6 protein-coding genes are annotated in these 8344 nt (G+C 53.3%); 5 read left to right on the forward strand and 1 reads right to left on the reverse strand.

What is annotated here, in order from left to right; genetic code table 11:
- Positions 1-509 precede the first annotated feature (509 nt).
- The 3 genes from GV827_RS22650 (at position 510) to GV827_RS22660 (ending at position 2563) form a co-directional block, all read left to right on the forward strand.
- A complete protein-coding gene (locus tag GV827_RS22650) occupies positions 510-716 on the forward strand; it encodes a cold-shock protein (protein WP_164356517.1) in 207 nt (68 codons plus the stop codon).
- Positions 717-833: 117 nt separating this feature from the next.
- Complete coding sequence (locus tag GV827_RS22655) at positions 834-1106, forward strand: DUF982 domain-containing protein (RefSeq protein ID WP_204326055.1); 273 nt, start codon at positions 834-836, stop codon at positions 1104-1106.
- 461 nt (positions 1107-1567) lie between these two features.
- The gene (locus GV827_RS22660; RefSeq protein ID WP_164356519.1) at positions 1568-2563 is read left to right on the forward strand and encodes a fatty acid desaturase; all 996 of its coding nucleotides are present in this window, start codon (positions 1568-1570) and stop codon (positions 2561-2563) included.
- A gap of 500 nt (positions 2564-3063) precedes the next feature.
- Here GV827_RS22660 and GV827_RS22665 read toward each other — a convergent pair whose 3' ends face one another.
- Complete coding sequence (locus GV827_RS22665; RefSeq protein WP_164356521.1) at positions 3064-4296, reverse strand: adenylate/guanylate cyclase domain-containing protein; 1233 nt, start codon at positions 4294-4296, stop codon at positions 3064-3066.
- A gap of 574 nt (positions 4297-4870) precedes the next feature.
- Between GV827_RS22665 and GV827_RS22670 the strand changes: the two genes are divergently transcribed.
- Together GV827_RS22670 and GV827_RS22675 are read left to right on the forward strand one after the other, a co-directional pair.
- On the forward strand, positions 4871-5896 hold the full coding sequence (locus GV827_RS22670; protein WP_164356523.1) for a GFA family protein: 1026 nt from the start codon (positions 4871-4873) through the stop codon (positions 5894-5896).
- A 211-nt stretch (positions 5897-6107) separates the two neighbouring features.
- Positions 6108-7994: an adenylate/guanylate cyclase domain-containing protein gene (locus GV827_RS22675; protein ID WP_164356525.1), complete on the forward strand. Its 1887-nt coding sequence runs from the start codon at positions 6108-6110 to the stop codon at positions 7992-7994.
- The last annotated feature ends 350 nt before the right edge of the window (positions 7995-8344 follow it).

Below are 8344 nucleotides of genomic sequence, written 5' to 3' on the forward strand. Positions count from 1 at the left end.
GAGTACCGATCCCGCGGCATCAACCACGCAGATCGATACGGATTTGACGGACACGTCGAGACCTACATAATGGGTCATGGTCGTTCTCCTTTACGGCTGGTTTTGTGAGGCCGATACTATAGAATCTTGTTAGCCTCCGGAGAGCGACCGCCGCAAACACACCATGTCATTCGCTGCGACTGCAAAATCTCAGCACAAGCGGACTCACAGTCTGCGGGACAAAGCGGCCTTTTGCAGTTGCAGCAGATGCGACTGCGTAAAGCCTTTGCACCCGCGGCATGAGATGTTCGGCGACGCGGTAAATTCTTCCCGAGACCCGTCGTTCGACCTGGTCGCATTCCGTGTTCTGCGTCCTTAGCACTTGTAATGAAGAGGATATGTACCCACTTAAACTGTGCGATGTATCTTTTTACGACCTTCTGTTTTCTAGCGGCCTCAGTTGATCCAACGACGACACTGAGCCGGGCTATCGCGTGATGTGGATGGCAATTATTCTAGGAGACATTACGATGGCCAACGGCACCGTGAAATGGTTCAACACTCAAAAAGGTTTCGGTTTCATCGCCCCTGAGCATGGACCGAAGGATATTTTCGTTCACATTTCCGCCCTTGAACATGCAGGGATTAATCAGCTGGACGATGGGCAGACTGTGACCTTCGACATCGAAGAAGGCCGGGACGGCCGCGAAGCTGCAACCAATCTCGCACTGGCGTAAGTCGGCGTTGAACTGAATTGTAAGACGGGAATGACCTTTGGGCTGTTCCCGCCTCCTTACTTGATTTGGCCCTTTGTTTTTCAGAGATGGCCATCCCGATTTTAATGGAACAAAAACTTGATAGAAATTAACTGGGGAACCCCCATAACATTAGTTCTGTCGCCAGAAGGCGGCACCAAGAAATTCACCACCATTGAACAGGCCTCACACTGGCTTCGGAAAAAGTGGCCGGTTGCCGATCGCTACCGAGACGTTGCGGTCGGTCGGATTGATGCGGCGATGCATTGTATGGGTACGGTTGGCTCTGCCCGCAAAGCTTTCCTTGCGGCAGCAAACACTGCTGGCTTCAAGCTGGACCATGCGAACACCGGAACAACACCCATTCTTTGATCATTGCGGCGCAATGCCTGCGTCACTCGTCGATCACCATTCAGACACAGGACGTCGGAAATATCAGTCCATCCAAAGCCTGGCGGCCCATGTCGCGGCCCCAGTGATAAGCTCACCAAGGAGACCACCAGATGACTAGACTTACAAAGACCACATTGTTCAAAAGCACCAAACCACGCGCGGAAACGCTGATGGACAAAACAACGCGCGCAGTAACTGAAATCCTTGACGAAGAAACGGAAAAACGCAGAATCAAGACAGATCGTCTTCGCAAGGCTCGCCTCGAGAGAGAGGCCAACACGCTAGCCGAGACGCCAACGCCAACGGCAAAGCCCAGTAGAGCCCGCAAAAAGCCCCCGGCCAAGACTGCCAAAAAGAGCTGAAACGCGCCCGGTCCGGAACGCATCAGATTGCCCAGAACACGAGGGCAGTTTCAGGCTCGACATACGAAAGGTACCAGAATGCAACCCTCCGAATGGACCCGGGTGCTCGCCAAATATCGCGAACCTATCCTCTCCCGCAGTATCTTCGAACTGATCGTAACCCTTGCGCCTTTTGTGGCGATTTGGGCTCTGGCCTGGTGGATGCTGTCGATCAGCCCTTGGCTGGCAATGGCGCTGGCGCTTGCCAATGCGGCGTTCCTGGTCCGCTTATTCATGATCCAGCACGATTGTGGTCATGGCGCGTTCTTCAAAAACCGCCGGGTAGGCGATTGGATGGGTCGGTTCATAGGGGTCTTAACGCTGACGCCATATGACATATGGCGCAAAACCCACTCAATTCACCATGCGACGACCGGCAATCTCGACAAGCGAGGCGTCGGCGACTTACCCACACTGACAGTCCAGGAGTATCGGGAAAAGAATTGGGTCGGCAGGGCATCGTATCGATTGGTCCGCAATCCGCTATTCTTGTTTGGTGTCGTCCCATTCTACACGTTTTTTCTGCAGAACCGGCTTCCTGTCGGTTTGATGCGATCAGGATGGCGATATTGGTTCAGCGCTCTGGCAACCAACGTCGTTATCGGAGCCGCGCTTGCAACAATCGGTTGGCTGGGCGGTTGGGACGTGCTGTTGTTCGTGTTCCTGCCGACCATGCTTTTGGCCGCAAGTACGGGGATGTGGCTCTTCTACGTCCAGCACCAGTTCGAAGACACCTTCTGGGACCATGAGGGAGACTGGAACGTGCACGATGCCGCCTTCAACGGAAGTTCGCACTACGATCTGCCTGGTATTCTGCGTTGGATAACCGCGAACATCGGTGTTCACCATGTGCATCACCTAGCCAGCCACATTCCCTTCTATCGCTTAGGCGAGGTCGTCCGAGACCACGATATCCTTGCGCAGTCCCGGCGCCTTACGCTTTGGGAGAGTTTCCGCTGCGCGCGGCTTCACCTCTGGGACGAGAACAGTCGCAAACTATTGTCATTTTCGGATGCGCGGGCGCTTGCGACGTAAAGATAAGAGCAGGATCGCTGGCTAACCTTCCTCAATGTGAGCGTGACGAACCTTCAACTACAATTCCAGTGTGAATGCTCCCAAGCCCTCCCATCAAATGAAAGGGCAAAAGTGGCCGACTTTTAAACCGCCCGCGACAGCACAATACCGCCGCTATCATGGCCGAGTATTACTGCATCGTTCACGGCAGAGGTTATGGACGATTTGCGCAACCCGATAGGGTAGCCCACAAGTCCGCATCTCGTCAGTTGGGGCTTAAGCTCTCGCTGCGACCAGCATGAACGGCCGGTTTCTCCACCGCATAGCAGCGGACTCAATCATGCTGGTGCCGCATTTCCCATGCTGTGAGCGCGCGCAGCGAGAAACTCGAACTCACAGGATGGGCTCTTCGCGGCCATTAGATCGATCGCAATATTTCAGTCTGATATGACGAATAGATTTTGCAATTCCGGCCCCAACCTGCCGTTCGCCGATGGTTCAAGATGCTGCGGTGCGGCCCGTCAGAGGAGACATTCGCCGTGGATGCAAAGTTTAGGTCCAGTTTGATGTCGGCATCGCGGGACAATGCGAGTTAACAGCCTTGCTTCTGGCCCGTCAGATGTTGGCTTGTACGCTGAATATCGGACTGGTGTCACCGTGAAACGGTCGGACAAAAGCTTTGCGGTATTCTCTGTGACAATGATTTGCCCAGGCATGCCTTGGCTTTCCATTCGTGACGCCAGATTTACGGCATCACCCCATAGGTCATATGCAAACTTGCGCTTGCCGATGACGCCCGCCACAACCGGCCCCGAATTGACACCAACTCTCAAATTGACATCGAAATGCGTGCGCGAACTGATGGTCTCAGCGGCGCTGAGCATTTCAGTCGCAAGCTCAATCGCAATTTCGGCATGGTTCCGCTTTTCTTCCGGGACCCCCACAACAACCATGTAGGCATCACCAATCGTCTTGATCTTCTCGGCGTCAAACGTGTCTGCCAGATTGTCAAATTCGGTGAAGATCAGGTCTAGGGATTCAACGAGCTCGCTCGCCGAAAGTTGCGAGCTTGCGGTTGTGAAGTTCGCGATGTCTGCGAAAATAACTGAGACCTCCCGATGCTCATTTGCAATGACGCGTTCGCCGTTCTTCAAGCGCAGCGCAATCGGAGAGGGCAAGATATTGTGCAAGAGAGTTTCGGCGCGTTCGTACTCGCGCTTCAAACCCGCCTCAGCAACTTCGACCAGATGCTGATTAATCCCTAGATAAAAGACAAGTGCTGAACAGACGCTGGTTGTATTGATGATAAAGAGAAAGACAATTGCAGCTTCAGGCATAATCACCCAAGGCTGCGAAATTATTGCAAGAACACCAAAAGAAATGGCGCAAACTGTAAGCGCCGTGCAAATCGCTGTTTTGCGCGCCCATGAAAACTGAGGTGTAACAAGGCATGCAGTCGCAGGCACAAGCGGGAAGAGCCAGAACATTGCTGCGCCCCCTGTAAAGAGCGTGCCAAGCAAAGCATGCAGAGGTATTTCTACGAAATAGAGTAGGTGGATGTACCACATAGGACCTTGGCGAAGCGGCCAAAAATATCCGTACACAGCGAAAATAAGCGTTACGGCGATGTTGTAATATGCCATGACGGTTACGCCATTCACTGCAAAAGTGATTGCCCACAAAGCATGAGTAAAGCCCGCAACCCACTGTCCAAGGCGGTGAAACATGTAATATCGCGCTTCTTTACCTTCCATCCCTGGAGGGGTCCAAAGCATAAAATCGATGGTTCGCCGGATGAGATTAGACAACAGAAGCTTCCAGCCGATTATTGAAAAAGTCCGACAAGTGGCCTGATCTCCTCAGAAGATGGACTTGCGCTGTGACGTCCCCACAAGCTGGTTAAAACCATCCGTTGACACAGCATGCGCCGCTGAGAAATACGCTATAACATCGCTGAAATTGGTTCAACGAATTAGCTCTTAACGTGATCCCGATAAGTCGAATTCGGGCTCGAAGCAGCCTTGCGGCGATGCAGCGGGTCCAGTTTGAACCGCGATCCGAAAGCGGCCGTTCCAAACTTTCCAAAGATCAACGCTTGTCAGCACGATAGCCGGAAAACCGAACATCCATCAGTCTGAAGCGGTCGTAAGGTGATCTGGCACGCAACAGCTGCTCGGAGCCCAAAGCTACCCGTAAAAGTGTGTCAGTAGCAGTGTATCTATGACCAAATTTCCCTGCATCGGTGTTTTATGGCACACTGAGGCCGAGGACTCATGCGTGTCCGATTGAGCTTAGGGGATGGACATGGAACGCAAGTTGGCGGCGGTTATGGCCACGGATATCGTCGGTTTTGCTGGGCTTGTCTCTCGCGATGAAACTGGGACACTGGAGAGGCTAGAGCGGCTCAAATGCGACGTGATCGAAATGCTGGTCGGGGCTCACAGAGGCCGGGTTTTCAAGTCCACGGGTGACGGTTTCCTCGCCGAATTTTCGAGCACGATGGAAGCGGTTAGTTGTGCTGTTGGAATTCAACGGGCATCAGCTCTCGCGGCGCTCCAGTCCGGTAACGAAGAAGTTTTTGTATTACGGGTCGGTGTGTCTGTCGGAGACGTGGTGGTACAGGGGGATGATTTGTTGGCCGACGGAGTGAATGTTGCCGCCAGGTTAGAGGCGATGGCAGAACCGGGTGGCATCGCCGTGTCAGGCGACGTTATGGCCCAGATTAAAGGCAAGGTGGACCTGCCGCTGGAAGACTGCGGCTACAAGCGGCTCAAGGACACGGATGCCCAAATTCATGTATACATGACCCAGTCATCACCCGGCAAAGTGGCGGGTTTTCTGGATTTTGACGAAGAAGATCTAGCAAAAATGATCATTCAGGGCGGCTGTCTTTGCGGAGCTATCCGATACGAAGTCCATGCGCCACCCATTAGCACGGGCTACTGCCATTGCAGTTGCTGTCGGAAATTCTCTGGCTCAATGGTAAACGCATGGACAGCTTTTCCGCGATCTGCATTTCGGTTTCTGCATGAGGAACCGAGCTATGTCACGTCCTCGCCGATAGCGGAACGCGGCTTCTGTTCCAAATGTGGTGCAAGCCTTACCTACAAAATGGTTCGGCCTGGGAAAACCGCCTATCTGGTTGTACATACATCGAGCCTTGATGAACCGGGAAACTTCGCGCCATCAGTTCACTCGGGAATTGAGAGCAAGATATCCTGGTTCGATATTTTGGATGATTTGCCCCGAACCCGATCTTCCGATTCCAAGGTTTTGCAGGAAGCGTGGGCGAGTGTCGGGTTGCCGGATCCCGAAACCTGGGGGCCCTTGGCCAAGCCGCCGGATGTATTTTGATGAAGTAGGTACCATCGATCTGAGGGCTTCGTTACATATGCCCAAAATCAGCGCCGAAACAAGCGCTCAGCCCAGACATTAGAGCCCAATTCGGTCATTCCTTAGCGAGGATAATCTTCACCAGCCTCAAATCCGCTGTCTGCGCACCACACACATTAGTGTGGGATAACTCAAGGCTTATTGCTACGGTGAAAAACAGGAGGCCAGCCATTTGGAACGTCGTTTATCAGCCATACTCGTAGCCGACATGGTTGGTTATTCGCGGCTAATGGAGCAAGACGAAGCAGACACTCTTCAGCGACAGAAAGCCCATCATTCCACACTCATCGACCCAGCGCTGGATGTGCATCATGGCCGTCTGGTCAAGACAACGGGTGACGGGTTTCTGGCGGAGTTTCCGAGTGTTGTAGAGGCTGTCGCCTGTGCTGTGGCCATTCAGAGAGAGTTGCCCGAGCGGGAGGCCAATCAATCGCAGGATAGGCGCATGACTTATCGGATGGGCATCCATTTGGGCGATGTTATCCACGAAAACGGCGACATCCACGGTGATGGAGTCAATATCGCAGCCCGGCTTGAAGCACTGGCTGATCCCGGCGGCATTTGCCTGTCTGGTGATGCGTACAATCAGCTTCGAGGCGTTGCAGATGTCGGTTTTGAAGACCTCGCTGATGTACAGGTGAAAAACATATCGCGACCGATACGAGCTTGGCGCGTACTTCTAGACCCGGACCAAGCAGGCAAAAGGATCAAAGCGCCGAAGTCGCGCCGGGGCATGGTGCCCCTGCTGACCCAATCAGCATTGTGTGTGCTGGCTCTCGGTTTCGGCGCCTATCTGTGGTCTCTTGCTCCTGCTGGCTTCGAGCCGGTTGATCCTACTGACATGGCGCTAGAGCTTCCCAGCAATCCATCAATCGTTGTGCTGCCTTTTACGATATCTGGCGGGGACGGCCAATCGAGCTGGATTGCCGACGCAATATCAGAAAGTATTATATCGACGTTGTCCATGTCGCCGGACATGCTGGTGATTTCCAGATCGACGAGCTTTTCCTACAAAGGGCAAAACCTCGATGCGCCGCAGATCGCACAGGAACTTGGCGTGCGTTACACTCTCAGTGGTTCTGTGGTGCAAGTTGGGGATAATCTACGTGTGACAGCGGAGCTTGTAGACGCCATTGAGGGCAGCCTGATCTGGTCCATTCGAAAGGACAGCGCGCTGGATGATCTTTTTCAACTGCAAGACGAGATATCTCAGCAGGTGTTCCAAGAAATGGCAGTTTCTCTCACCTTGGGGGAGGACGGGAGAAACTGGATTGAATTGGCCGGTGGTTTTGAGAATTACGTCGCCGTCATTAATGCACGGGAAGAATTCCAGAAATTCAGCCCGGAAGGGCACGCCAAAGCCAGACGTATCTACGAGAAACTGCTCCGCGAAAATCCTGATCAGCCTTTTGCCAATTACCTGATGGGCTGGATCCACTGGCAACGGATCACCATTGGTTTGACTGCCGACGCGGGTGCCGACATGGCCGAGGCTCAGCGGTATGTCGACAAGGCGCTGGATAAACAGGAATTCGGGGAAGCCTACACCCTTGCTGCCGTACTAGCGTTGGGAAGATTGAACCACGATGAAGCAACCCAGTTTGCAGATCGAGCATTGGCTCTGTCCCCCGGGAGTGCCGAGGCAAATGCGCTCGGCGGATGGGTCAAAGCGGCCAGTGGTCAGCCGCAAGAAGGACTGCGACATATGGAATTGGGCATGCGGTTGGAACCTGATTATCCCGAATGGCTGCCCGGGCCGGTCAACTACGCGCGCCTCGAACTGGGCTATTACATTGATGCGGAACGTCTTGCGCGCGAGGTCTTGGCATCCAACACAAACGATGTGAGGGCCAAACCCTTTGCAGCCAGTATGCTTGTGGCGTTAGCCGTTTTTCAGGAAGACATTGTAGAAGCAAAACGAAGAGCACAAGATTTCCTGAACCTTGTCCCAAACGCAAGTGCTGCAAATGCAAGGCAACTGCGCTGGTTATATAAGGATCAGGAATTCGTCGATCGATACGCGAATGCCCTAATCCAAGCTGGTATTCCAGAACAATGAAGCAGGCCAGGTTTTTGATCAGGGTCCGATTTGAAGCTCTCCATTTCAGCAACGTTGAAGAGCTATTTCAAATAAACTTTTTGCCATTGCCAAAAGTCCGCAAAGTCCCGCATGTGAGACACTCGACATGCGCGCAACGAACGACCGGTATGAAGCTGCATGTATCTAGGCGTTTTGAATGACCGCTTGTGACATTGCGGTCTGGACTTTTCGCGTATGCAGAGAATGACATGGTGTGTTTGCGGCGGTCGCTCTCCGGAGGCTAACGAGGTCCTATAGTATCGGCCTCACAAAACCAGCCGTAAAGGAGAACGACCATGACCCATTATGTAGGTCTCGACGTGTCCGTC

Source organism: Sulfitobacter sediminilitoris (genome assembly GCF_010667575.1).
Lineage (GTDB): Bacteria > Pseudomonadota > Alphaproteobacteria > Rhodobacterales > Rhodobacteraceae > Sulfitobacter > Sulfitobacter sediminilitoris.

Excerpts from the sequence above, each read along its gene's own strand:
- GV827_RS22665 (WP_164356521.1), bottom strand. The coding sequence starts at position 4,296 with ATGGAAGGTAAAGAAGCGCGATATTACATGTTTCACCGCCTTGGACAG.
- GV827_RS22670 (WP_164356523.1), top strand. The coding sequence starts at position 4,871 with ATGGCCACGGATATCGTCGGTTTTGCTGGGCTTGTCTCTCGCGATGAA.
- GV827_RS22660 (WP_164356519.1), top strand. The coding sequence starts at position 1,568 with ATGCAACCCTCCGAATGGACCCGGGTGCTCGCCAAATATCGCGAACCT.
- GV827_RS22650 (WP_164356517.1), top strand. The coding sequence starts at position 510 with ATGGCCAACGGCACCGTGAAATGGTTCAACACTCAAAAAGGTTTCGGT.